15 protein-coding genes are annotated in these 22723 nt (G+C 66.6%); 4 read left to right on the forward strand and 11 right to left on the reverse strand.

The features are described 5' to 3' along the window. Nucleotides 1–14: 14 nt before the first annotated feature. The 8 genes from AC07O3_RS07645 to AC07O3_RS07680 all read right to left on the reverse strand — a co-directional run bounded on the left by AC07O3_RS07645 (nucleotide 15) and on the right by AC07O3_RS07680 (nucleotide 13898). Nucleotides 15–6026: an alpha-2-macroglobulin family protein gene (locus tag AC07O3_RS07645; RefSeq protein ID WP_495338981.1), complete on the reverse strand. Its 6012-nt coding sequence runs from the start codon at nucleotides 6024–6026 to the stop codon at nucleotides 15–17. A gap of 135 nt (nucleotides 6027–6161) precedes the next feature. After that, complete coding sequence (locus AC07O3_RS07650; RefSeq protein WP_495338982.1) at nucleotides 6162–6668, reverse strand: SRPBCC family protein; 507 nt, start codon at nucleotides 6666–6668, stop codon at nucleotides 6162–6164. Next, a complete protein-coding gene (locus AC07O3_RS07655; protein ID WP_495338983.1) occupies nucleotides 6649–7791 on the reverse strand; it encodes a saccharopine dehydrogenase family protein in 1143 nt (380 codons plus the stop codon). Before AC07O3_RS07655 ends, AC07O3_RS07650 begins: the two co-directional genes overlap by 20 nt. Next, on the reverse strand, nucleotides 7788–9431 hold the full coding sequence (locus tag AC07O3_RS07660) for an FAD-dependent oxidoreductase (RefSeq protein ID WP_495338984.1): 1644 nt from the start codon (nucleotides 9429–9431) through the stop codon (nucleotides 7788–7790). Before AC07O3_RS07660 ends, AC07O3_RS07655 begins: the two co-directional genes overlap by 4 nt. A 6-nt stretch (nucleotides 9432–9437) precedes the next feature. Beyond that, nucleotides 9438–10994: a polyamine aminopropyltransferase gene (locus tag AC07O3_RS07665; protein WP_256330752.1), complete on the reverse strand. Its 1557-nt coding sequence runs from the start codon at nucleotides 10992–10994 to the stop codon at nucleotides 9438–9440. Further along, a complete protein-coding gene (locus AC07O3_RS07670; RefSeq protein WP_093055038.1) occupies nucleotides 10991–11209 on the reverse strand; it encodes a DUF350 domain-containing protein in 219 nt (72 codons plus the stop codon). The genes AC07O3_RS07665 and AC07O3_RS07670 overlap by 4 nt, the downstream gene beginning before the upstream one ends. Before the next feature lie 57 nt (nucleotides 11210–11266). Beyond that, on the reverse strand, nucleotides 11267–12745 hold the full coding sequence (locus AC07O3_RS07675) for a DUF4178 domain-containing protein (RefSeq protein ID WP_093174591.1): 1479 nt from the start codon (nucleotides 12743–12745) through the stop codon (nucleotides 11267–11269). 103 nt (nucleotides 12746–12848) lie between these two features. Then, nucleotides 12849–13898: an SPFH domain-containing protein gene (locus AC07O3_RS07680; protein ID WP_093055034.1), complete on the reverse strand. Its 1050-nt coding sequence runs from the start codon at nucleotides 13896–13898 to the stop codon at nucleotides 12849–12851. Nucleotides 13899–14075: 177 nt separating this feature from the next. On the opposite strand from AC07O3_RS07680, the gene AC07O3_RS07685 reads away from it, so the two are divergent. The 4 genes from AC07O3_RS07685 to AC07O3_RS07700 all read left to right on the forward strand — a co-directional run bounded on the left by AC07O3_RS07685 (nucleotide 14076) and on the right by AC07O3_RS07700 (nucleotide 17715). Further along, nucleotides 14076–16424 (forward strand): NADP-dependent malic enzyme, encoded by a 2349-nt coding sequence (locus AC07O3_RS07685; protein ID WP_093055032.1) that lies wholly within the window; start codon nucleotides 14076–14078, stop codon nucleotides 16422–16424. Between the two features lie 180 nt (nucleotides 16425–16604). After that, a complete protein-coding gene (locus AC07O3_RS07690) occupies nucleotides 16605–17018 on the forward strand; it encodes a guanyl-specific ribonuclease (RefSeq protein WP_093055030.1) in 414 nt (137 codons plus the stop codon). A gap of 50 nt (nucleotides 17019–17068) precedes the next feature. Then, nucleotides 17069–17494 carry a barstar family protein gene (locus AC07O3_RS07695; RefSeq protein WP_086011111.1) on the forward strand — a complete coding sequence of 142 codons (426 nt, stop codon included), beginning with the start codon at nucleotides 17069–17071 and terminating at the stop codon, nucleotides 17492–17494. Between the two features lie 77 nt (nucleotides 17495–17571). Further along, on the forward strand, nucleotides 17572–17715 hold the full coding sequence (locus AC07O3_RS07700; RefSeq protein ID WP_176928788.1) for a hypothetical protein: 144 nt from the start codon (nucleotides 17572–17574) through the stop codon (nucleotides 17713–17715). A gap of 68 nt (nucleotides 17716–17783) precedes the next feature. Here AC07O3_RS07700 and rsmA read toward each other — a convergent pair whose 3' ends face one another. The 3 genes from rsmA to AC07O3_RS07715 are packed head-to-tail and all read right to left on the reverse strand — an operon-like array spanning nucleotide 17784 to nucleotide 22497. Next, entirely contained in the window at nucleotides 17784–18548 is a 765-nt protein-coding gene (gene rsmA, locus AC07O3_RS07705; RefSeq protein ID WP_495338985.1) for a 16S rRNA (adenine(1518)-N(6)/adenine(1519)-N(6))-dimethyltransferase RsmA, read from the reverse strand. A 4-nt stretch (nucleotides 18549–18552) separates the two neighbouring features. Further along, a complete protein-coding gene (locus AC07O3_RS07710) occupies nucleotides 18553–19959 on the reverse strand; it encodes a peptidylprolyl isomerase (RefSeq protein ID WP_093055026.1) in 1407 nt (468 codons plus the stop codon). 21 nt (nucleotides 19960–19980) lie between these two features. After that, nucleotides 19981–22497 (reverse strand): LPS-assembly protein LptD, encoded by a 2517-nt coding sequence (locus tag AC07O3_RS07715; RefSeq protein ID WP_093055024.1) that lies wholly within the window; start codon nucleotides 22495–22497, stop codon nucleotides 19981–19983. Nucleotides 22498–22723: the final 226 nt, after the last annotated feature.

Below are 22723 nucleotides of genomic sequence, written 5' to 3' on the forward strand. Positions count from 1 at the left end.
GAGCCTGCCTTGCCTCAGTTGCCGACGACCTGGAAGCGCGCACCCGCCGAGCGCGAGAACACGCGCCGGTCGTACATCGCCTCACCGTACGCTGCCGGCACCACGTAGTCGCCCACGTTGGTGGCGCGTGCCTTGTAGGTCACTTCGAGCAGGTCTTTGTTGACGCTGCCGTAGAACACGACGCGGTCTTCGCGGATGTCGGCGTACTGCACCTTCCACGAGCCGCCGCCGCCCAGGCGCTTCTTCCAGATGGGCGCGTCGGCGTTGGCATCGTCGTCATCGCCCACGGCCTGCAGCACCGGCTCGAGGCCACCGGGCAGCACGTCGACCAGCGCCACGTCGTTGAGCTGCGCGCGCTCCAGGCTGCGCACGCGCACCCGCACCGTGACCTCTTCACCGAGCTTGGCCTTGGTGATCGGGTTGCCCTTGGCATCGAGCACTTCGTGGAAGATTTCGAGGCCCTTGTTCACCGCCGTGGCGGGCACGTTGCGCTCGAAGCCCTGTTCGGCCCAGCTGTAGTACAGGTTGAAGTCGCTGTCGTTCGACAGCTTCAGCTTGGCCGTGCCGGCCGGCACTGCTGCGCGCGTGATGGGGTTCACCGCACTCAGCGCGAGCGCTGCGGCCTGGCCTTGCGCGTTGACGGTGCTCGCCGTGAGCTTGCCCTCGACGTTCTGCCCCACGGCCTCGAAGTACGAATCGACCGCGAGCAACATCGAGGCCGACGACAGGCTGTTGTACCAGCCGTCGCGCACCATCGCCGCCATGCCTTCCCACACCGCGGGCTTCAGCGTCTTCAGGCGCGACGGGAAGTGGCGGCCCACCAGGTGCAGCGTCATGCTGTCGTGCACCAGCGGGTCGTAGTAGGCGCCCCAGACATTGCGGCGCTGCTTCTTCTCGGTGCGGGCGAGCAGGTCGGACCACACCGGGTTGAGCAGCTCGTTGGCCACCTGCTCCTGCTTCACGAGCTGGTAGCTCGCGGCGAGGTAGACGGCGCCGAGGTCATCGCTCCAGCCCTGCGTCTGCTTGCTGCGCCAGGCTTCGCGCAGGTTGGCCAACGCGGCCGGCGCGATGATGCCCTGGCGCGTCAGCAGGTAGGCCGCTTGCGTGCGCTGGCGCCAGCCGTCGAGCGATGCGTCGCCGCTGCCGAGCCAGCCCTGCAGGTAGGCGTTGGCCTTCTGCAGCAGGTCTTGCGGCACGGGCAGCTTGTGGTCCTTGGCTTCGACCAGCAGGTGCACTGCGTACAGCGTGGCGAAGGCGTCGGTGCCGGCACCGGGCCACAGCGAGAAGCCGCCGTCGGCCGTCTGCCGTGCGCGCAGCTGCACAAGATAGCGCTCGAAGGTCTTGCGCGCTTCGGGCATCGGGCCTTGCTCGGCCGTGCGGCCGCGCGCCATTTCCTTCACCAGCTCGGGGCGGCCCGCGAGCAGCACAGCAGGGAAGGTCTGGCTCGTGATCTGCTCGGTGCAGCCGTGCGGGTACGCCTCCAGGTACTGCATGAGGCCGGTCGCGAAGGCCCACGGCGCGGCGGACACGGCCACGTCGCTCTGGCGGAAGTTCGGGTACAGGTCGGCCTGGCTCGACAGCTCGCCCGCGCGCTGGAAGCTGCCGGCCTGCACCAGCGTGACGAAGGGCGATGCGGGCCGCACGCTCACTTCGGTCGACAGGCGCGCGCTGAAGGTCTTGTGCGTCGAGGTGAACACCAGCGCGGAAGAACCCAGCACCGCCTGTTCGCCCGGCTTGGCGCGCACATTGAACTTGGTGCTGGCTTCGCCGCGCTCGTTGACCTTGAGCGTCTGCGTGGCGTCGCCCACCACTTCGAGCCCGCCGGAGGCGGTGAGCGTGAGTGCAATGGGCGCTTCCTTGCCCGAACCCACGATGTTGTTCGCGAGGCCCACGCCCACCTCGACCGTATCGCCGGGCGCCATCGCGAGCGGCGCGTTCGGCAATATCACCATGTCGCCGCGCACCACTGTGCGGGTGGTCTTGGCGGCTGTGGTCTCGTCATTCACGGCCACGGCCATCACGCGCAGGCTGCCGTTGAAGCTCTCGGGCACGGTGTAGCTGAACTCGCGGCTGCCGTTCACGTCGACCAGGCCCGACCAGTAGGCCACCGGCTTGTCGCGCTTGCGCTTGAACGGGTTCAGGTGCTTGCCGAGTTCGCCTTCGCCGTCGCCACCGGGTGCGGCGCCCTGCATGAGCTTCTTGAACTCCGGCAGGATCAGGTCGAGCGTCTGCAGCGTGCCGACTTCGAGCGCGCGCTTCTGGAAGAAGTGCTTCAGCGGGTCGGGCGTCTTGTAGCGCGCCACCTGCAGGATGCCTTCGTCCACCGCGAACACCACGGCGCGCGTGGGCTTGTCGCTGGTGAGCTTCATCTTCACGGTCTGCCCCGGCTTCACCAGTTCGCTGCTGGTGAGCTGCAGGTTGGCGGTGCGCTTGGTCAGCGCGGTGGCGAAGGGCACGACGCCGTACGACAGCGGGCTCATGTAGACCTCGTCCGAAGCCGGGTCACGCACGAAGTGCACGTTGATGTAGCCAGTGCCCTCGAAGTCCTTGGGCAGGGTGATCTTCTGCACCGAAGCGGTCTTGTCGGTCTTGAACCAAGCGTGCGCGTAAACCTTGTCGCGCTCGATGGTGATGAGGCCCGCGCCCACGTACGGCGCGCGGATGCTCACCGCAATCTCCTGCCCCGGCTCGTAGTCCTTGCGGTCGAGCGTGAGCTGCAGCTCGGCGTTGCGGTCGAGCGAGCGCGATACGTTGGCATTGCCCGCCACGCTGTACTCCACGCGGTTGAGCTCCAGCCCCTGCGAATTGCGCACCACGTAGGCGAAGTTGCCGGGCGCGCTGGTGTCCAGCGCCACGTTGTTGCCGGCCGCGGCGATGGCGAAGGGCTTCTCGTCGAGCACGACTTCCTTGCGGCGCGACTCGTAGCGGTACAGGCCGTTGTCCTGCTTGATGAGCACCGACAGCACCTTGCGCTCGACGCGCTCGATCTTCAGGTCGGCCACGGCCGTCTTCTTCGCCTGCGGGTCGATGGCGATCACGGTGGCGTTGCGCGCGGCGCCCTTGCTCACATAGCCGACGTCGCCGTCGACCTTCACGCCGACGAGGTAGGGCATGTCGCTCACCAGCGTCTGCGCTTCGGCCGACACGCTGCGCCCGCCCTCGGGCTCGAAGGCCTTGGCGAGCACGTGCACCTGGTAGGTGGCGGCGTCGAAGCGCGACAGGCGCAGGTCGAATTCGGCCTTGCCGTCGGCGCTGGTCTGCACGCTGCCCAGGTCGTCGACCTGTTTGTCGGCGGCGCGCTGCGGATCGAAGAAGGCGTAGTCGGTGAAGGCGCGGAACACCGGGAAGCCGGGGCTCAGCGTGAGCGTGCCTTCGACCTTGCGATCGGGCGCTGGTGTGCCGAAGAGGTTCTGCACGTCGATGAGCGCCTTCAGGTCCTTGGGCTTGACCCAGCCCTCCGCGATTTCGCTGCTGAGCTTGGCCGTGACCTTGGTGCGGTCGGGCAGGAACTCCTGCACCTTCACGGTGGTGCTGCCGATCAGCAGGCCTTCGACCTCGGGCGTGCCGGGCGACGATTCGCGCGGCAGGTAGAGATTGACGGTGTAGTTGCCGGTGGGCGATGTGTCTTGCGTGGTGTGGGCGATTTCCGCCGCGCCGCCGGGGCCGAGCTTGAGCTTTTCGCGGCGCACGCTGAGGCCGCGCGCATCGATGATCTCGGCTTCGAGCGGCAGGTCGCGCAGCGAGGTGCCCCAGTTGCCGGCCTTGACCATCATCGCGATGTGCATGGTGTCGCCGGGGCGGTAGATGCCACGGTCGCTGAAGACGTAGGCCGTCATCTGGTTCGGCACGCCGGCCGCGCGCAGGCCGCCGACGTCGAAGCGAGAGATGTCCAGCGTGCGGTCGTTGCGGTTGAAGGGCAGGAAGCTCAGGTCGCCGTCCTTGCGCACGACCAGCACCACGGGCGCTTTCTCACGCTGGTAGCCGGCGAGGTTGGGCAGCTTGGCAGCGCCCGTCGCATCCGTGGCCTGCGACGCGACGATCATGCCGTTGCGGCCCCACACCTCGACCAGCGCACCGGCCACGGGCTGGCCGTTGGCGATGCTCTGCACGAACACGTCGCGCGTGCCGTCGAGCGACTTCTTGGCGACGATGCCCAGGTCGGTGACGAGCACGAGGCGCTGGTCGAGCTGCTGCTCGGGGCTGCCGCCTTCGCCGTTGCCTTCTTCGTCGGACGACTGTTCTTCCTGCTGCTGTTCGTCTTCGGGCTGGGCTTGCTGCTCATCGCCCTCCGGCTTCTTCTTCGCCTTGGGGTCGTAGCCCTGCACCTTGAGCAGGAACACGCCGCGGCGGTCGGCCACGTCGTTGCGCAGGTATTCGGCGAAGTCGACGGTTTCGTAATGCGCCTTGCCGGCGGGAATGCTGAGCGGAATCTCCTTCTGGAAGCGATCGACGAGGTTGTCCGACTGCAGGCCACCGTAGAACTGCGGATGCGAGAAGTCGCCGTTGGTCTGCGTCACCAGGTGCTGCAACTGCTGCGGCAACAGGCGGCCGATTTCGAGGCGGATGCCGGGCAGGTCGCGCACAAGAATCGGCAGCTTGCGCTCGCCCGAGAGTGCGAGGAGCGAGCCCTGGCTCATGATGGTGAGTTCGGGCGCGAAGGTCTTGAGCAGGCGCACGTCTTGCCGTGCGGCGCCGAGCTGGTAGCCGCCGGGCGTCTTCAGGCCCTTGGCCACGCGCACCAGCAGGTAGCGGCCGCCCTCGGCCTGTGGCATGCGGAAGCTGACCATCTCGGTCACTTCGCGCTCGCTGGCGATGGGCTGGAGGTTTATCTTTTTGGCGCGGCGCAGCACGGCATCAGTGACCTTCGACGGATCGGCGGACCAGTCGAACTTTTCGTCGGGGTCGCCCTTGGCTTCTTCTGTCGCGGGCAGCAGCCAGGCTTGCACCACGCGCGCCATTTCGCGCTCGTGCACGGGCATCGAGGCGCTGACGTGCATCACGTGCTCGGGTTCGCCGTTCTCGCCGGTGACGATGGTGGGTTCGATGCTGGCGATGCTCAGGCTGAAGAGGCCGGGGATGTCGACCGCGCGGGACATGTCGGCACGCAGCGCCGGGCCGCCCTTCTGCGCGACGGTGCCGGAGGTGAGGCTGAGAATCGCCGGGCGAGTCTTCTCGGGAATCGGCAGCGGCTCTGATTGCAGGGTGGCGTTGAGGCGCAGCTTGTCGTAGCTGACCGTGAACTTCTCGCTCGCGCACTTGCCCACGCTGAAGAACGAGGAGCTGCAGGGCTGGTCGTAGGTCAGCACCAGGCGCTTTTCGAACTCGGCCGTGTTCACGGGGTGCGAGAAGTGCACCTGAAAGAGCGCGCGGCGCACGTTGGCCTGCACCGGGTCTTGATAGAACTCTGCGGCGTTGATCTGCGCGGTGAATTCGGGCGAGGTGAACTCGTACTTGCGCAGGGCCATCTCGATGTGCGGTGCGAGTGCGCTGTCGGCGATCTGCACCTTGTACGGCTGGCCGATGGGCCAGTCTTGCGCGGGCAGGAATTCGAGCCGGTTCTGCTTGGTCCACGTCCAGCGGCCGGCAATGGCGGGCTCGATGGTGACGCCGGTGGCCTCCTGGCCGATGCGTGCAATGGGCGCCACCGAGGCCGAGAAATTGATGACGAAGGGGTTCGGGCCCCTGTCGAGCTCGATCTGCGTGCGCTGCGGCGGCTCGGTCTTCGCGGTGGCGACGACGGGTTCGACGCGATCGGGCGTGAGGCCGTGCCACCACTTGATCACATGGGGGCTGGCCATCCAGCCGGCCAGCACGAGCAGCAGGAGCAACACCAGCCAGGCCAGCCGCTGCTGCAGCCACTGCAGTCCGAAGAGCAGGAATGCGCCCGCGATGCGCAGCCAACCCGGTGGTCGCCAGGAACCGACGAGCCCACGGGCCACCGGACGCAGAAAGCCGAGCGCACGGCCCAGTCCGGTGAAGAGCACGTCGCTGAACGACGCGAGTTTTCGATTGGCGACTTGAAGCATGGACGCTCCCACTGTGTTTTTGTTGGCGTCCGCGAGTTTGCGGACCATCTGTGAAGCAATGGCGCTGTGTGTGAAGTCTTGGTGAAAACTGCACAAGGCCGCGCGAGGCCTTTTTCAGTGATTCATGGTGCGGCGTTAGGGGCGCTCTTGTTCGGGGTGCGTGCGCTGCCACGCGACAACTTCATGCGCATGCGTGACCAGGAATGCGCGCATGCGCGCGAAGCGCCGCTGCGTCTGCCGTGCGAAAACCCACGCGGCCACCGGCTCCAGCAGCCAGCGCAACGCCTTCGGCCCGGCCTCGATGGTGTAGACATAGATCAGTACCGAATGGCCGGGCTGCGTGTCGCGGTGCCGCATGGACGCAGCCCAGCGGTTGAAGGGGAAGGAGCGGCCGATCATCGAGGCGGCCGCCACGTGTGGTCGGTCGAAGCTCACGAAGCGCGTTCGCATCGACAAGCCGCGCAGCCAGCCGCCGCCCACGTTCTCGGTCTCGGCGCCGACGAACGGGCAGGGCGCACCGCCCACCACGCGGGCGTTGCCGACCAGCGAGTCCCAGCGTGCGCGCCACACGTGGTAGTGGAAAGCGTCGAAGACAACGTCGGCCGGCGCCGGCATGTCGAACTCAAAGCGCTGGTGCGCCATGGCCTGCCACTGCGATTGCCGCTTCTTCGACCACGTCGGTCACCATGCCCCAGCGCGCGAACTCGGGCTCGAACCCGGACAGGGCGAGCAGGCCGGCACAGGCATGCGCGCCGATGGGCAGCGCATCGCCCCGCGCGAGACGCCGGGCCAGCAGGATGGCGGCCATGCAGGGGATCTCAGGGCCGTGGTTGTCGTCGGCTGCTACGTGCCACGCGCGGCGTGCTGGCGCGCCCTGCGCATCCGTGCCTTCCACGCGCACGACCATGCCACCCAGCGCGGTACCGAGCGCGTCGAACACGCCGCCGGCCGAATGCAGCAGCGGCGCCAGCTTCTGCGGCGTGGGCAGCAGGCCCATGCGATGCATGAACGCCATGAAGGCGAAGGCGTGCTGCGCCAGTCCGACTTCGAGCGCGGCGCGGAACATCACCGACTGCACGCCGGCATAGCGTGCGGGAAAGAGCTCGAGATCGGGAATGTCGCAGAGCGCACCGCGGCGCGGCTTCATGCGCGCGAACTCGACCTTCACGGGATCGGCCCAGCCGGGCCGCTCGACCCACTTGCCCCCTTGCCATACGCGGATGGGCTCGCCGCAGTAGGCGAGCACGCCGGCCAGCGTGGCCTCGCCGCGCGGCGCGCCTTGCGCGGGCGCGATGCAGATGTCGATGCTGCGAATGCCTTGCCAGCCTGCCGTGAGATGGTCGACCACCGCCGAGGAAAGCGCCGGCACTGTGCTGGCCCCGCTGACGGCTGTACGGCCCGCATCGCGGAAGGCAGCGTCTTGCGCCGACGGGAAGTCGCACACGAAGCGCCGGCCATCGGCCAGGTCGATGTAGTGCGCGCCTGCCGCGGCGACGGCCTGCGGCACGCGGTAGTCCTGGTTCTGGAAGGGGCCGGCCGTGTGGATCACCAACGCGATGCCGAGCTTGCGCAGCGCGTCCGCAAGATCGGGCGCCTGCACGTCGATGCGCACACCGCGCGCGCCACCGCCCAGCGACTCTGCGAACGCCGTGGCGCGCTGCGCATCGCGCCCCGCCACCAGCAGTTCAATGCCCGGGTCGCCGGCCAGCGCGCGGGAGATGCGCGTACCGAAGTTGCCGTAGCCGCCGAGCACCAGCGTCTTCATGCCGCCGCCGCGTCGCTGCCCGCGACGTGCCCGCTCGTGAACGCCTCTTCGAAGATCGAGTAGCCCGACCAGTCGGCATGCGCGAACGACAGCCGGCCTGCAACGACGCTACCGCGATGCGCGGTATCCGGCGCGGTGCGCTGCGGGCCGATCTGCGCCAGCAGGCCGGGCCGGGGGATCGACATGGCGTGCCCATAGCGGGTGATGTCGATGCGCGTCGCCAGCGATGGCAGGTCGGGATGCGGCGCCGACAGCTCGGCGAGCAGGTCATCGCGCCAGCCGGTCCACGGGCGCTCCAGCAGCAGCTTGCGGCCATCGGCGGTGTCGTAGCTGCTCGGGCCCAGCGGCCGGTACCAGCTGAGCACCGTGCCGCGCGGCGTCGGGTCGAGCGATTGGTGGCGCGCGTCGACGTAGCCCAGGCCCTTGGTGCCGTAGATCACGTTGTCCCAGCTCGGCGCGGCGCCGGGCCTGTCGGCCAGCGGGCCACGCAGGTGCACGTTGGCCACGAGCCAGGGCGCGTAGCGCACGTGCGCGGCGGCGGTCTTCAGCACCTCGGGCGGGTTCTCGACCACGCGCGCGGCGATGAACACGGGCAGCGCGACGATGCAGCGCTCGGCCTGCCAGCGCACGATCAATTTCGACGCCGCGTCCCACGCATCGACCTCGACGCCACCGCGCACTTCGGCGATGCGCGTGACGACCTGGCCGGTGCGCAAGCGGTCGCCGAGCGGCCTGGCCAGCTGCTTCGTGAGCCAGCCGTTGCCTTCGGGCCAGGTGAGGATGCCGTCGCGCTCGGGGCTCGAGTCGTTGACGCTGCCGGTCGGATCGCCGGGCGCATGAAAGCCGTGCCGGCTCGCAAAGTAGTGGATGCCGGCCCAGGCCGACACCTGCCCGATGCCAGCGCCGTAGTCGTCGCGGCAGCAGTAGTCGAGATACCAGCGCAGTTGCGCGTCGCTGAAGCCTTCGCCGTCGAGCCAGCTGGCGAAGGTGATGGCGTCGAGCGCCAGCAGTTCGGGCGTGACGGCGACCTTCAGCGTGGGAATGGCGAAGTGCGCGGCGTGCTGCAGCGCGTCGATGCGCTGCGCGAACTTGCGGTACTGCGCGAGCGTGCCTTCGCCCACGCCATGCATGGGCAGCAGGCCGTCCTGCCACTCGCCGTAGATGAACAGGCGCTCCTGCGGGCTGTGGCAGAGGGTGACCTCGTCGTATTCCCATCGGCCCGCCACGCGGCGGCGCAGGCCGAGTTCTTCGAGCAGGTCCTGCACCTCGCGTGCGTCGTCGCCGGGCACGGGCAGGTAATGCGCGCCGAGCGGGCAGGTAATGCCGTTGACGATGCCGCCGCGCGCGTTGCCGCCTGCGGTGTCTTCGAGTTCGAGCAGCGCGAAGTCGTCGATGCCCGAGAGCCGCAGGGCGCGTGCGGCAGCGAGGCCCGCGACGCCGCCGCCAGCGATAACGACGCGCGTGCGCTTCACCGTGGCGGGCGACGCGCTGTGCAGTGCGCCATCGCGCATCGCATGGCCACGCGTGACATCGATGCCGGTGAAGCCGCCTTCGATGAGCGGTGCCGGCGACTCGCAGCCCGCGAGCGCGAGGGCGCCCGCCGCACCTGCCGCCACGCCGAGGAATTCGCGCCGTTGCATGGTCGGCTAGTGCGCCATCACCTTGCCCCACTCCTGCTCGTAAGTGGTGACCAAGATTTGATTCGACAGCCGGTTCACTTCGGCCGGCACGCGCGCCATGTCGAGCGGAAAGTCGAACATCAGCGGCAGCGTGGAAGGCGACAGGAAGCGCAGGCCCGAAGGCAGCGCATCGGGCATGCGGTACGGTCGGCGGCTCGCGATGATGTAGCCCCATTCGCCGAAGCTCGGCACGTGCGCGTGGTACGGCGTGGCACGAAGGCCTACCGATTCGATGGTGGTCGCCACTGTCCAGTAGCTCTTGCGCGCGACCAGCGGCGAAGTCGTCTGGATCACCGCATAACCACTGGCCGACAGGCGCTTTTCGAGCAGCGCATAGAAGCTGTTGGTGTAGAGCTTGCCGATGGCGAAGTTGGTCGGATCCGGAAAGTCGACCACGATCACGTCGAACATGTCGCCGGGCTGCTGCAGCCACTGGAAGGCGTCGGTGTTGACGATCTTCACCTTGGGCGACGAAAGCGAATGGCCGTTGAGCGCAGCCAGCGTCTCGTGATCGGTGAAGAGTTTGGTCATGTTCGGATCGAGCTCCACGAGCGTGACCGACTCGACCGAGGGGTACTTCAGGATCTCGCGCACCGCCATGCCGTCGCCGCCGCCGAGCACCGCGACTTTCTTCGGCGCGCCTTGCGCGGCCATCACCGGGTGCACCAGCGCTTCGTGATAGCGGTACTCGTCGCGCTCTGCAAACTGCAGGTTGCCGTTGAGGAACAGGCGGTGCCCCAGCAACCCGCGCGTGACCACGATGCGCTGGTAGGGCGAGGTGGCGCTGAAGACGATGCGGTCCTGGTAGAACTTGTCTTCTGCCAGCGTGGTGATGTGGTCGGCCCAGACGAAGGCCGCCACCAGCGCGGCCAGTGCGAGAAAGCAGGCCAGCGCATGCGCGCCGACGCGGCGCAACTCATGACGGAACAGCCACAGCGCCCACACCGCCACGGCCGCGTTCATGAAGCCGAACAGCAGGCCGGTGCGGATCATTCCGAGCTGCGGCACGAGGATGAGCGGAAACGCCACCGACACGGCCAGCGCGCCAAGGTAGTCGAAGGTGAGAACCTGCGACACCAGGTTCTTGAGCACGATGTTGCGCTTCAGGATGCGCATCACCAGCGGAATCTCGAGCCCCACCAGCGTGCCGACGACCATCACCAGGCCGTACAGCAGCAGCCGGAAGGCGCTCGGCACGTAGGCGTTGGCAAGAAACAGGATCGCCGGCAGCGCGCCGCCGATCAGCGCCACCATCAACTCGATGCGAAGGAAATGCGCCGGCAGTTGCCGGTCGAAATAGCGCGAGAGCCAGGAGCCCACGCCCATGGCAAACAGATAGGTTCCGATGATGGTGCTGAACTGCAGCACCGAGTCGCCGAGCAGATAAGAGCTGAGCGCGGCCGCGCTCAGTTCGTAGACCAGGCCGCAGGCAGCGACCACGAACACGCTGGCGAGCAGCGCGATCTCTATGGGTTGCGGCCCCCGCGCATCCGGGGTGCGCGCGGGCAGGGCCGCGTCGTTCAATGGATTGCTGCGGCGACGATGATGCAGATGCCCAGGCTCATCGCGGCAACCACCAGCCCCAGCGCCACGTTCTGCTTCTCGACGATCTCGCCCCACAGGTCATAGGGCGTGATCTTGTCGATGATCAAAAAGCAGAGCCAGAAGATCACGACGCCGATCAGCGCGTACACGAGCGATCCGAGGACCACGCCCGGTTTCAGCCATTCAAATCCCATGGGGACCTCCAGTCGTAGTAGTGAGGTGAGAGTCAGACATCGCGTGCATCTTCGCCGTCATTTGTGGCCGCCGCCACTCGAATAACCGCCATACGAGCCGCCCGAGCTGCGATAGCCTCCCGACGAGCTGCTGCAGGTGCTCAGGATGATCAGCAGGATGATGATCACGACGATGATGAGGATGATGGTGCCGCAGCCCAGCCCGGAGGCGGCGCTCACGGGCAGCGCGTCGGCGCGCTTGAACATGTCCTTCTTGGTGTCGAGCTTGAAGGCGGTGGCCACCGCGCCGCTGTCGATCTTGCTGCCCGACGACCACGTCAGCTCGTTGGCAGAGCGCTCCATCGACAGCAGCGCGCCGCCGTTGGCGAAGTCGCGGTTGAAGGTTTTCTGCCCGCGCTCGACCTGCCAGTAGAACTCGCCCGCCACGTAGGTGGTCTCGGCGTTGTAGGCGTACTGCTGCTGGTAGCGCTTGCTGAGGTAGGTGGCGGTGCTGCCGTTCTCGGCCATCACCGGCGCGCCGGTGGTCGGCTTGACCATGCTCCAGCCGTCTTCCGCATCGACCAGGAAGCTGAAGCCACGCTTCTTGTTGTAGAGCAAGTATTCGTCCCAGCCGAACTGCTCGTCGTCGCCGGGCTCGCTGCCCATGCGGTGCTGGAAGCCGACCACCTGCCATTGCGCGCCCTGCAGCTGGCCCATGCTGCCAAGCGCGATGAGCGGGCGCACGGGCTCGTCCTGCGTGGCGTGCCTGAGCTCTCCGCCGATGCCCTGCGACAGGTCGATGATGCTGCTGCACGAACGGCAGGTGATGCTCTTGCTGTCGGCCAGGTTGACGGTGACGGGCGAGCCGCAGTTGGGGCAGTTGAAGCTGCGGCCCTTTTCGTCCTTGGCGGATTCCTCGCGCAGGCCGGTGAGTTGCAGGTCTTCGAGCTGCACCGAGCGGCCGAGGTAGGCGCTGGGCGTCGCGGTGCCGTAGTCGATGCTGAGCACCAGCCCCTTGTCGTTGCGCAGCTCGACCATCGCGAACGGCCGGCCGAGCTCGGGCAGGTGCGGCAGTTCGCCCTGTGCAGAGGTCAGCGCCACCTGCTCGTTCGAGGTGACGGTGTAGCTCTGGCCGGCGAAGGCGGTGGTCGCGCCCACGCGCAGTTCGTTCCATGGCGGCGCGGCGCGCTGCAGGTCGAAGGGCAACGCGAAGACGTAGGCCCCGTTGTCCTCGCTGAGGATCGCGGTGCGGTCGCCGTCGAGCGCGGCGATCCATTCGGTCCAGCGGCCGCCGGGGTAGGTGTACTGCAGCCGGCCGATCAGCGTGAAGGGCTTGTCCTGGATGCGGCCGGCGGCGAACAGCTGCAGCGGGCTGAAGTCGTCGAACAGCTCGGCCATCTTGCCGGTGCGCGCGAGCGTGTCGCCCTGGCGCACGACGGTGCTCTGGCAGTAGGGGCAGACCGCGTGCGTCGATTGCGCCGAGCGGAATTCGACCGGCGCGCCGCAGCCGGGGCAGGGCGCGCGGTAGTAGCGTTGGTTGCCGGTTTCCTCAGCCATGGCGCATCAGCCATGGCGTGGACGGCCACGAGTTTTTCAAGCCAATGAGGCTTCCGACGCCCGTCGAACGGGCGTCAGGCGCTATCGGGAACATAGCGCCGGGTCAGACGAGCTTTTTCAGCAGTTCGACTTTTTTGGCGTCGAACTCTTCCTGGGTAAGGATGCCCTTGGTCTTGAGTTCGCCGAGCTTCTCGAGCGTGGTCATCACGTCGGTGGGGCTCACCACGGCCACGGCGGGTTGCTGCTGCGTTGCCGCGGCCTGCGCGGCCGCATTGGGGCTCAGGCCCTGCGCGAGGTTCTGCGCGAGCACCTGGCCGAGCGCCACGCCAGCGCCCAGGCCCATCGCGTCGCCGGCAATGCCGCCGCCGTTGGCAGCGCCCTCGGCGAATTTGGGGATGGCCTGCGCCGTCTGGTACTGCATGAACTTGCCCATGTCGTTGCCGACCATGCCCATGCCGATCTTCTGGTCGAGGATCTTCTGCAGCTCTTCAGGCAGCGAGACGTTCTGGACCGTGATGTTCTCGAGCTTGATGCCGATCTTCTCGAACTCGGGCACGAGCTGCGCGGCAAGCGCCTGCGCGAACTGGATCTGGTTGGCAGCAAGGTCGAGGAAGGGCACGCCGCTGGAGGCGATGGCGTTGCTGATGTTCTGCAGCACCAAGCCGCGCAGCTGGCCGTCGAGGTCGGCCACGGAATAGATGTCGCGCGTGCCGGAGATTTCGGTGTGGAAGGCCTTGGCGTCACCGATGCGGAAGGAGTAGTTGCCGAAGGCGCGCAGGCGCACGGCACCGAAGTCCTTGTCGCGGATGGTGATCGGCTGGGGCGTGCCCCACTTCTGGTCGACCTGCTGGCGGGTGCTGAAGAAATAGACGTCGCTCTTGAAGGGGGACTCGAAGAGCTTGTCCCAGTTCTTCAGGTACGTGAGCACGGGCAGCGTCTGCGTCGTGAGCTTGTACATGCCGGGGCCGAACACGTCGGCCACCTTGCCTTCGTTGACGAAGACGGCAACCTGCGACTCGCGAACGGTGAGCGAGGCGCCGTTCTGGATTTCCATCTCCGCCATCGGGAAGCGCCAGGCCAGCGTGCCATCGCCGGTCTCGGTCCACTGGATGATGTCGATGAACTGTTTCTTGATGAAATCCATCAGGGCCATGGTTGCTCCTCTTCAGGTTTTTTCAGGTTTTATCCGAACTGTGCATATTGCCACAGCGACTTGACAGCGCACCCGTGCTTTTGGTCATGGTTGGCACCGGCCATGCGGTGTATGGCTTTACGAACCGAGGTCTACAATCGGCGCCCCCAGAAGAAGCGCCACCAGGAGCTACGGCACATGTCAGATTCGACCCCCTCGACCTCATCGACTCCCACGCCCGAAGACAAACGCGCCGAGTTGCGACGTGCCGCCCTCGAGTACCACGAGTTTCCCGTTCCCGGCAAGATCGCCATCGCGGCGACCAAGCAGATGGTCAACCAGCGCGACCTGTCGCTGGCCTACTCGCCCGGCGTGGCCGCGCCCTGCGAGGAAATCGTCAAGGACCCGGCCAACGCCTTCAAGTACACCTCGCGCGGCAACCTCGTGGCCGTCATCAGCAACGGCACCGCGGTGCTGGGACTGGGCGACATCGGCCCGCTGGCGTCCAAGCCGGTGATGGAAGGCAAGGGCGTTCTCTTCAAGAAATTTGCCGGCGTCGACGTGTTCGACATCGAAATCGACGAGAAAGACCCGGCCAAGCTGGTCGACATCATCGCGTCGCTGGAGCCGACCTTCGGCGCCATCAATCTGGAAGACATCAAGGCCCCTGATTGCTTCTATGTCGAGCGCGAGCTGCGCAAGCGCATGAAGATCCCGGTGTTCCACGACGACCAGCACGGCACTGCCATCACCGTAGCGGCGGCCATGGTCAACGGCCTGAAGGTGGCGGGCAAGGACATCACTGAAGTCAAGCTGGTGGCCTCGGGCGCCGGTGCCGCGGCGCTGGCCTGCCTGAACCTGCTGCTCAAGGTCGGCCTGAAGCGCGAGAACGTGTTCGTGACCGACCTGGCCGGCGTGGTCTACGAAGGCCGCACCGAGCTGATGGACGACGACAAGCGCCAATACATGCAGAAGACCGACGCGCGCACGCTCGCCGAGGTCATCGAGGGCGCCGACGTGTTCCTGGGCCTGTCGGCCGGCGGCGTGCTGAAGCCGGCAATGGTGGCCAAGATGGCCAAGCGCCCGGTGATCTTCGCGCTGGCCAACCCGAACCCCGAGATCTCGCCCGAAGACGCCCATGCGGTGCGCGACGACGTGATCATGGCCACCGGCCGCACCGACTACCCGAACCAGGTCAACAACGTCCTGTGTTTCCCGTACATCTTCCGCGGCGCGCTCGATTCGGGCGCGACCACGATCACCGACGAGATGGAAATCGCCGCGGTGCACGCAATTGCCGATCTGGCGCAGGCCGAGCAGAGCGAGCGCGTTGCTGCTGCCTACGTCGGTGAAAAGCTGTCATTCGGCCCCGAATACCTGATTCCGAAGCCCTTCGACCCGCGCCTGATGATGAAGATCGCGCCGGCCGTGGCCAAGGCGGCAGAGGAAAGCGGCGTTGCGACCCGTCCGATCAAGGACATGGACGCCTACCGCGACAAGCTGCAAAGCTTCGTCTATGCCTCGGGCACCACGATGAAGCCGATCTTCGAAACCGCCCGTCGCGCGGCGAAGAAGCGCGTGGCGTACTGCGAAGGCGAGGAAGAACGCGTGCTGCGCGCCGCCCAGATCGTGGTCGACGAAGGCCTGGCCCGCCCGACGCTGATCGGCCGACCGGCCATCATCGCCCAGCGCATCGAGAAGTTCGGCCTGCGGCTGAAGGAAGAGCTCGACTACGACATCGTCAACGTCGAGCAGGACCGCCGCTACCGCGACTTCTGGCAAACCTACCACCGCATGACCGAGCGCAAGGGCATCACCGCCCAGGTCGCCAAGATCGAGATGCGCCGCCGCCTCACGCTGATCGGCGCGATGCTGCTGCACAAGGACGAGGTGGACGGCATGATCTGCGGCACCTGGGGCACCACGCTGATCCACCTGCACTACATCGACCAGGTGATCGGCAAGCGCCCCGGCGGCTGCGAGAGCACGCCGCAGGACGTGCCGGTGTACGCCTGCATGAACGGCCTGCTGCTGCCCGACCGCCAGGTGTTCCTGGTCGACACGCACGTCAACTACGACCCCTCGCCCGAGGAACTGGCCGAAATCACGACCATGGCGGCCGAGGAAATGATGCGCTTCGGCCTGAAGCCGAAGGCGGCGCTGCTGTCGCATTCCAACTTCGGTACCAGCAACGAGCCCAGCGCCATCAAGATGCGCAAGACGCTCGACCTGCTGCGCGTGCAGGCGCCCTGGCTGGAAGTGGATGGCGAAATGCACGGCGACGTGGCGCTGGACAGCAAGCAGCGTGCGGTGGTCATGCCGCACAGCGCGCTGGCGGGCGATGCCAACCTGTTGGTTTTCCCGAACATCGACGCGGCCAATATTTCCTACAACCTGCTCAAGACGGCGGCAGGCGGCAATATCGCGATCGGCCCGGTTCTGCTTGGCGCAGCCAAACCTGTGCACATTCTCACGGCAAGTGCGACTGTTCGGCGCATCGTGAACATGACAGCCTTGACAGTGGCTGACGCAAACGCCGAGAGATAAGCCATTTGGCGAGAGTGGCCGCCAACTTAAAGCGCCACTCGATCCCCTCGCGACTGCTCAAACTTTGAGCAGTCGCTTGCTATTTTCGCCAGCGTGGTGCACACTCGCGGGCTTGAATTTGCGGGTTAACCCGACGTTGATCGCCGATTCGAACCCCCCGCTCTTTTCTTGTGGTGCCCCATGGCGGCTTACGCCTCGATCACGTCCTCTGTCACAAAGTTTGCGCTCACCAGTCTGATGCTGGTGGCGTTGACGACGGGGGCCGAGGCCCGCGGATGGTTCGGCGCCGGAAAAACGTCCACCGAGGAAACGATCGCTCTGTCCGAATTGCCGGCACAGGGCCAACGAACCTACCAGGCCATCCTGAGTGGCGGTCCCTTCCGGTATGACAAGGACGGCACGGTGTTCGGCAATCGCGAGCGTCTTTTGCCACCCGCTCGCCGCGGCCACTACCGCGAGTACACGGTTACGACGCCCGGTTCGCGCAACCGTGGTGCACAACGAATCGTCTGCGGCGGTGAACAACGCACGACGCCCGAGGCCTGTTGGTACACCGCAGACCACTATGCGAGTTTCAGACGGATTGCGCCATGAGCGATGAAAACGACCTGAGCGGCGCCCCGAAGCGCCCCGAAGAAATGATGATGACTATGGAAAGACCAGCGGAGATGACCTTATCCCTTCGTGCCGTACGCCCGAACATCGTGCAATCGATCCGCGCGTTCCGCGTGAACGACCTGCAGGACGCGGCCAACGCGGCCGGCCAGCACTTCCTGTATGCCAACCTGGGCAACGCCCAGACCAAGCAGGACGTGCTCGACCTGATCGCGCAGCAGTTCACGTTCCCGGCCCACTTCGGGAAGAACTTCGACGCGCTGTACGACTGCATGACCGACCCGTTGCATAAATCGGGCCCGCAGCCAGGTTTCGTCATCGTGCTGGAGCAGATCCCGGCCAACGCCAAGTTCGACAAGGAAGCGCGCGAGCAGCTGCTCGACATCTTCCGCGACGCCTCGGACTACTGGGGCGACCGCAAGGTCCCGTTCCGGTGCTTCTATTCTTTTCTGTAGCCCGTTCTGCATCTACCAGCCAAGCAGAACGGGCGAACGAGGCTCAGCCGAACGCTGAAACCCTCGATGGCATCGAAGTGAACACCACCGCAACCGCAGCGGCCGCCTCCACCGAACCGGCCGGCGAAAAAATGCCGACCGACAAACTGGTCGACGTGTCGCCCCTGGCGCTGCGCATGAGCAGCCCCTTCAATGCGGGTTATTGGCTCGCCGCCGCATAAGCAAGCAGGCTTAGGCGTTTGCAGCCTCCGTTAAAAAGCCCGTCGCAGACGGGCTTTTTTCATGGGTTTCACGGGATGATGGCCTGGGCCAGAGCGACGTATTCGTCGACGGGCACTTCCTCGGCCCGTCGCTGGACATCGAATTCACCGGCAAAGCCGTGCTCCTGCAGCCATTTGCCCAGCGTGTGCCGCAGCAGCTTGCGGCGCTGGCTGAAGGCGACCTGCACGATCTCCCCCAGACGGGCCGCATCGACCGCCGGCGGCGTCGCCAGCGGCACCATCCGCACCACGGCACTGTCCACGCGCGGCGGCGGGTCGAAGCTCTCGGGCGGCACGAACAGCACGTTCTGCATCTCGTAGCGCCACTGCAGCATCACGCTCAGGCGGCTGTAGTCCGAGGTGGCGGGCCTGGCCACCATGCGGTCGATCACTTCTTTCTGCAGCATGAAGTGCTGGTCGGCGACCAGATGGGCACTACCCAGCAGGTGAAACAGGATAGGCGTGGAGATGTTGTAGGGCAGGTTGCCCACCACGCGCAGCGGCTTGGCCGGGAACCTGGCGGCCAGTTCCGCGAAGTCGACCTTCAGCACATCGGACTCGATCACGTCGAGCTGCGCATGCTCGCGCAGGCGCTTGGCGAGGTCGCGGTCGAGCTCGATCACGGTGAGGCGGCCCAGCCGCTCGACCAGCGGCTGCGTCAGCGCCGCGAGCCCCGGCCCGATCTCGACCATGGCGTCGCTAGGCTGCGGCGCGATCTCGCGCACGATCGCATCGATGATCCCCCCGTCGGACAGAAAGTGCTGCCCGAACCGCTTCCTGGCGATGTGTGCCATCGAATCAGGATTGCGGTGGGTCGCGGTATTCGACGTAGGCGCGTGCGCGCACTTCCTGCACCCAGGTGGTGAAGGCCTCCTCTACGCGCTGTTCGCGCAGCGCGGTGCGCGCAGCTTCGCGCTGCTCCGACTGGCTGAGCTTGGAATCGCGGCGGCCAACCACCTGGATCAGGTGCACGCCGAAGCGCGACACCACGGGGTCGCTGATCTGGCCCGGTGCGAGCCGGTCCATGGCTTCCTCGAATTCGGGCACGAACTGGCCCGGACGCGACCAGCCGAGGTCGCCGCCGTCCTTGGCGCTGCCGTCCTGCGAGTTGTCGCGGGCAAGGCCGGCGAAGTCGGCGGTGCCGGCCTGCACGCGGCGCTTGAATTCGGCCAGTTGCGCAACCGCCTGCGCCGTGGTGCGCTTGGGGTCGTTGAGCAGCAGGATGTGGCGCACTTGGGTCTGCGTGACCGTGGCGTCGCCCGACCCGATCTGGGCCTTGGCGATGACCTTGAGCACGTGGAAGCCGGCGCTGGAACGCACGGGCCCGGCGATGCCGTTCACCGCGGTCGATTGCGTGGCCTCGACGAACAGCGACGGATAACGGTCGGCGCTGCGCATGCCGATGGCGCCGCCGTTGGCGCGGTCCGGCGAATCGGAGTTCTCGCGCACCAGCTTGGCGAAGTCTTCGCCGGCGCGGGCGCGCTGGGCGAGGTCCTGTGCCTTCTTCTGTGCCGCGGCCACCTGGGCGTCGGTGGCGTTCTCGGGAACGGCCACCAGCACCTGCGCGAGGTTGAGGTTTTCCAGCGCCGCGTTCTTGACGGATTGATTGCGCTGGTCGCGCAGGTATTCGTCGGCCTCGGCGTCGCTGATCTTGACCTTCGACTCGACCTCGCGGTCACGCAGGCGCGTGAGCAACAGCTGGTCGCGCAGGTCGTTGCGGAAGTCCTGCTGCGCGATGCCTTCGGCGGCCACGCGGCGGCGCAGCTCGACCAGGCTGATCTCGTTCTGACGCGCCACGGTCTGCTCGGCCTGGTCGATGGCTACGTCGTCGACCTTGATGCCGTTTTCCTTCGCGAGCTGAAGCTGGGCACGCTCCGTGATCAGCCGCTCCAGCACGAGCCGGGTGAGCTCGCCGCGGGGAACGCGCTCTGCGTCCGGGTTCTCCTTGATCAGCCGCGACACGCGCGTCTGCACGTCGGTGTTGGTGATGGGCTCCGAGTTGACCAGCGCGACGATGAATTCAGCCGAGCGCTGCACGGGCGCCGCGGCAGGCGCCGTCGACGGCCGCGCGGCCGGTGGGCCCAGGCGCGGTCCGGCGCGCATGATGTCCGTGATGCCGGTGCCGGAGCGGAAGCCCTGCGCACCCGACGTTGCAGCCACTGCCGCGAGGCAGCCCAGGGTGATGATGGAACGGATGTATTTCATGGCGTCGCTCAGTCAGTCGTCTCAGTCGTAATTGGTGAAGCGGCTCGGCGCTTCGCCCGGTTGGCGCAGGGGTTCGTAGCGCTGGATGTTCTGCCGCAGGGCCTGCATGGGGCTGGAGCCGATGCTGGAGAAGCCGACGAATTCGAGCTGGAACATGATGCGGGTGTTCGCCGTCACCTGGCCCGTGGTGATGCGCTGCAGCACCACGCGCCCGATCCAGCAGCAGCCGTCGTACTCGAAGCCGAGCACGCCGTCCGTGAGTTTCTTGTCCTGCAAGCTGTAGTTGAGCCGGCCGACCGCATACCAGCGTCCGCCGCCCTGGCCCTTGCCGGGGCCGAGGTTCTTGCCCTTGTCGCCCCACAGGTCGTTGATGGGCCATTGCCAGCCCACGTCGATCGACTTGCTGCCGTCGGTCGCGGTCGGGGTGCTGGGCGCCTGGTAGCGGAAGGCCGCGCTCAGGTTGTGATACGGCTCGGGGTTGTAGCGCGCGCTGATGGCCGAGCGCTCCGACTTGCGCGTGTCGGGGTTGTACTGCACGAGGGTGTCCAGGCTCCACTTGGGCGTCCAGTTGATCTGGGCGCCCACGAGCAGGTCGCTCGCGCGGTCGGTCACCGGCGTGCCGCCGGGCAGCGTGACCTTCTGGTCGCTGAAGCGCAGCCGCTGCGCGATGCCGAAGCGCGCGGCCTCGACGCCGGTGGCCGGATCGATCAGGCGCGAGGTCACGCCGAGCGTGAGGGCATTGGTGTCCGAGACGCGGTCGCCGCCCGAGAACGCGTTCTCGGTGTAGATGGTCGCGAAGCTGAAGTCGTTGGCCGCCGAATCGTAGTTCGGCAGCATGCTCTGGTTGCGATACGGCGTGTAGACGTAGTAGGCACGCGGCTCCAGCGTCTGGCGGAAGGCGCGTCCGAAGTAGTTGGCGTCGCGCTCGAAAGTCAGGCCGCTGTCGAGGCTGAAGGTCGGCACCGCCCGGTTGCTGGAGGTCGGGAAGAAATACAGCGAACTCGGGTTGTAGACCTGGCCGTTGACGTACTGGGTACCGTTGACCGTGACCGTCGGAATGGACGACTGCGGCAGGTAGTAGTTGTACGAGGCCGCGTTCAGCATCAGCTTGGGGATGACGAACGAGCTCGGCGTGATGAACGGGCGGCTGATCGAGGCGACGGCCATGGCACGGTCGCCGTCGGGCTGCGATTGCTGGGTGGCGTCGTAGCCGAGCTGCGACGGCAGGATCGTGTTCACGCGGAAGTGCGTGTAGTCCAGGTTCAGCGAAACGTCGAAGCCGTGCCAGTCGTACTTGTTGTAGTTGGCCGTGATCTGCGGCATCTTGTCGTACGCCGGCACGATCGGCGACAAGTCGTACTGCAGGTTCTGGTACTTCAGCGTGCGGACGATGCCGCTCCAGTCGCCCTTGCTCCAGTTGAGCGATGCATCGTTGGGCAGCTGGCGCTGCGCGAGCGACGGCGTGCGCGTGAAGTCGCGCCAGTAGTCGTTGTCGCTCACCCGGTTGATGCTGATGTTGGCCGACAGCGAGTCGAGGCCCAGCGCCTTGGCATCGAAGTCCTGGTGATGCGTGCCCCACACGCCCCAGCGCTTGGTGCTGCCGAGATCGGGGTAACGCTGGCCCATCAGGCGGTCGCTTCCCATCAGGTCGAAGCGGATCGTTCCGTTGTACCCCTTCTCGAGGTAGCGGAACTCGTTGCTGAAATTGATGCCGCGCTTGCTCATGATCGTCGGCGTGATCGTGGCGTCGCGGTTGGGCGCGATGTTCCAGTAGTACGGCTGCGCGATCTCGATGCCATTGGTGTTGTCGATGCCGATGGTGGGCGGCAGCAGGCCGCTCTTGCGCTCGTTCGACAGCGGGAAGCTCACGCTCGGAATGGGCGGCGTGGTGATGCCCATGAAGCTCAGCCGCGCATTCTTGGCCACGCCCTCGTTTTCCTCGGTGTCCGTGGTCATCGTGGTCGCGGTCAGCAACCAGGCCGGCATCCAGCCCGGGAAGTCTTCGCGGCGGCAGGTGGTGTAGGTGGCTTCGCGGGCGATCGACACGTTGGCGTCGACGAAGTCGATGCGCTTGGCCTCGCCGTGCGCTTCGTTCACGAGGAACTGGTAGCGCACGTTGTTGAAGAAGCCCTCGAAGGTCTCCAGCTTGAGCTGCAGCTCGGGGCCTTCGTACACGTTGCCGGCCTGGTTGACGCGCACGTTGCCGGTGGCCTTGGCGCGGTCGTCGGGCTGGTAGTACTCGAGCCGGTCGGCGGTGATGGACACGGCGCCGCGCCGCAGCGTGGCGTTGCCCTCGACCACGGTTTCCAGGTCGGGCCGGCCGGAGATGCGGTCGCCGGTGACGATGCTGGGCATCTGGCCGCGGTCCGCGGGCGTCAGGGTTTCGGTCAGCAGCGGCGTGCGCTTCAGGGTGAGCGGAGCGTCGAAGTTGCCGGCCGTCTGCGCGGAGGCGCCATGTGCGTGCATCAGGGCCAGCGACAAAACAGCCAGCGGTAGCGGCGGGCGCGAGCGCCGCGGGGCGACACGACGTCGGTTCATCAGGCCTCCCGCCCAGCCGTTCCGAGGAAAGCGGTCGACTCGCCCGGGAAGGGCAGCGAGCGCACAAGGTGCCAAGCGTGAGGGCTTTGGGTCGTAGGCATCGGTTCGGAACGAAAAATCGTCGGGGGACGGCGCGGCAGGCCGGCGGGTTGCAGGGGCCGGCAGCAACCCGCATCGGCCGGAAGCCGGCCAAGGGGGATTGCCGCGCCAGGCGGATTTGTAGAAT

Source organism: Variovorax sp. GW821-FHT09D05 (assembly GCF_059416325.1).

Excerpts from the sequence above, each read along its gene's own strand:
- AC07O3_RS07645 (WP_495338981.1), bottom strand. The coding sequence starts at position 6,026 with ATGCTTCAAGTCGCCAATCGAAAACTCGCGTCGTTCAGCGACGTGCTC.
- AC07O3_RS07650 (WP_495338982.1), bottom strand. The coding sequence starts at position 6,668 with ATGGCGCACCAGCGCTTTGAGTTCGACATGCCGGCGCCGGCCGACGTT.
- AC07O3_RS07655 (WP_495338983.1), bottom strand. The coding sequence starts at position 7,791 with ATGAAGACGCTGGTGCTCGGCGGCTACGGCAACTTCGGTACGCGCATC.
- AC07O3_RS07660 (WP_495338984.1), bottom strand. The coding sequence starts at position 9,431 with ATGCAACGGCGCGAATTCCTCGGCGTGGCGGCAGGTGCGGCGGGCGCC.
- AC07O3_RS07670 (WP_093055038.1), bottom strand. The coding sequence starts at position 11,209 with ATGGGATTTGAATGGCTGAAACCGGGCGTGGTCCTCGGATCGCTCGTG.
- AC07O3_RS07675 (WP_093174591.1), bottom strand. The coding sequence starts at position 12,745 with ATGGCTGAGGAAACCGGCAACCAACGCTACTACCGCGCGCCCTGCCCC.
- AC07O3_RS07680 (WP_093055034.1), bottom strand. The coding sequence starts at position 13,898 with ATGGCCCTGATGGATTTCATCAAGAAACAGTTCATCGACATCATCCAG.
- AC07O3_RS07685 (WP_093055032.1), top strand. The coding sequence starts at position 14,076 with ATGTCAGATTCGACCCCCTCGACCTCATCGACTCCCACGCCCGAAGAC.
- AC07O3_RS07690 (WP_093055030.1), top strand. The coding sequence starts at position 16,605 with ATGGCGGCTTACGCCTCGATCACGTCCTCTGTCACAAAGTTTGCGCTC.
- AC07O3_RS07695 (WP_086011111.1), top strand. The coding sequence starts at position 17,069 with ATGACTATGGAAAGACCAGCGGAGATGACCTTATCCCTTCGTGCCGTA.
- rsmA (WP_495338985.1), bottom strand. The coding sequence starts at position 18,548 with ATGGCACACATCGCCAGGAAGCGGTTCGGGCAGCACTTTCTGTCCGAC.
- AC07O3_RS07710 (WP_093055026.1), bottom strand. The coding sequence starts at position 19,959 with ATGAAATACATCCGTTCCATCATCACCCTGGGCTGCCTCGCGGCAGTG.
- AC07O3_RS07715 (WP_093055024.1), bottom strand. The coding sequence starts at position 22,497 with ATGAACCGACGTCGTGTCGCCCCGCGGCGCTCGCGCCCGCCGCTACCG.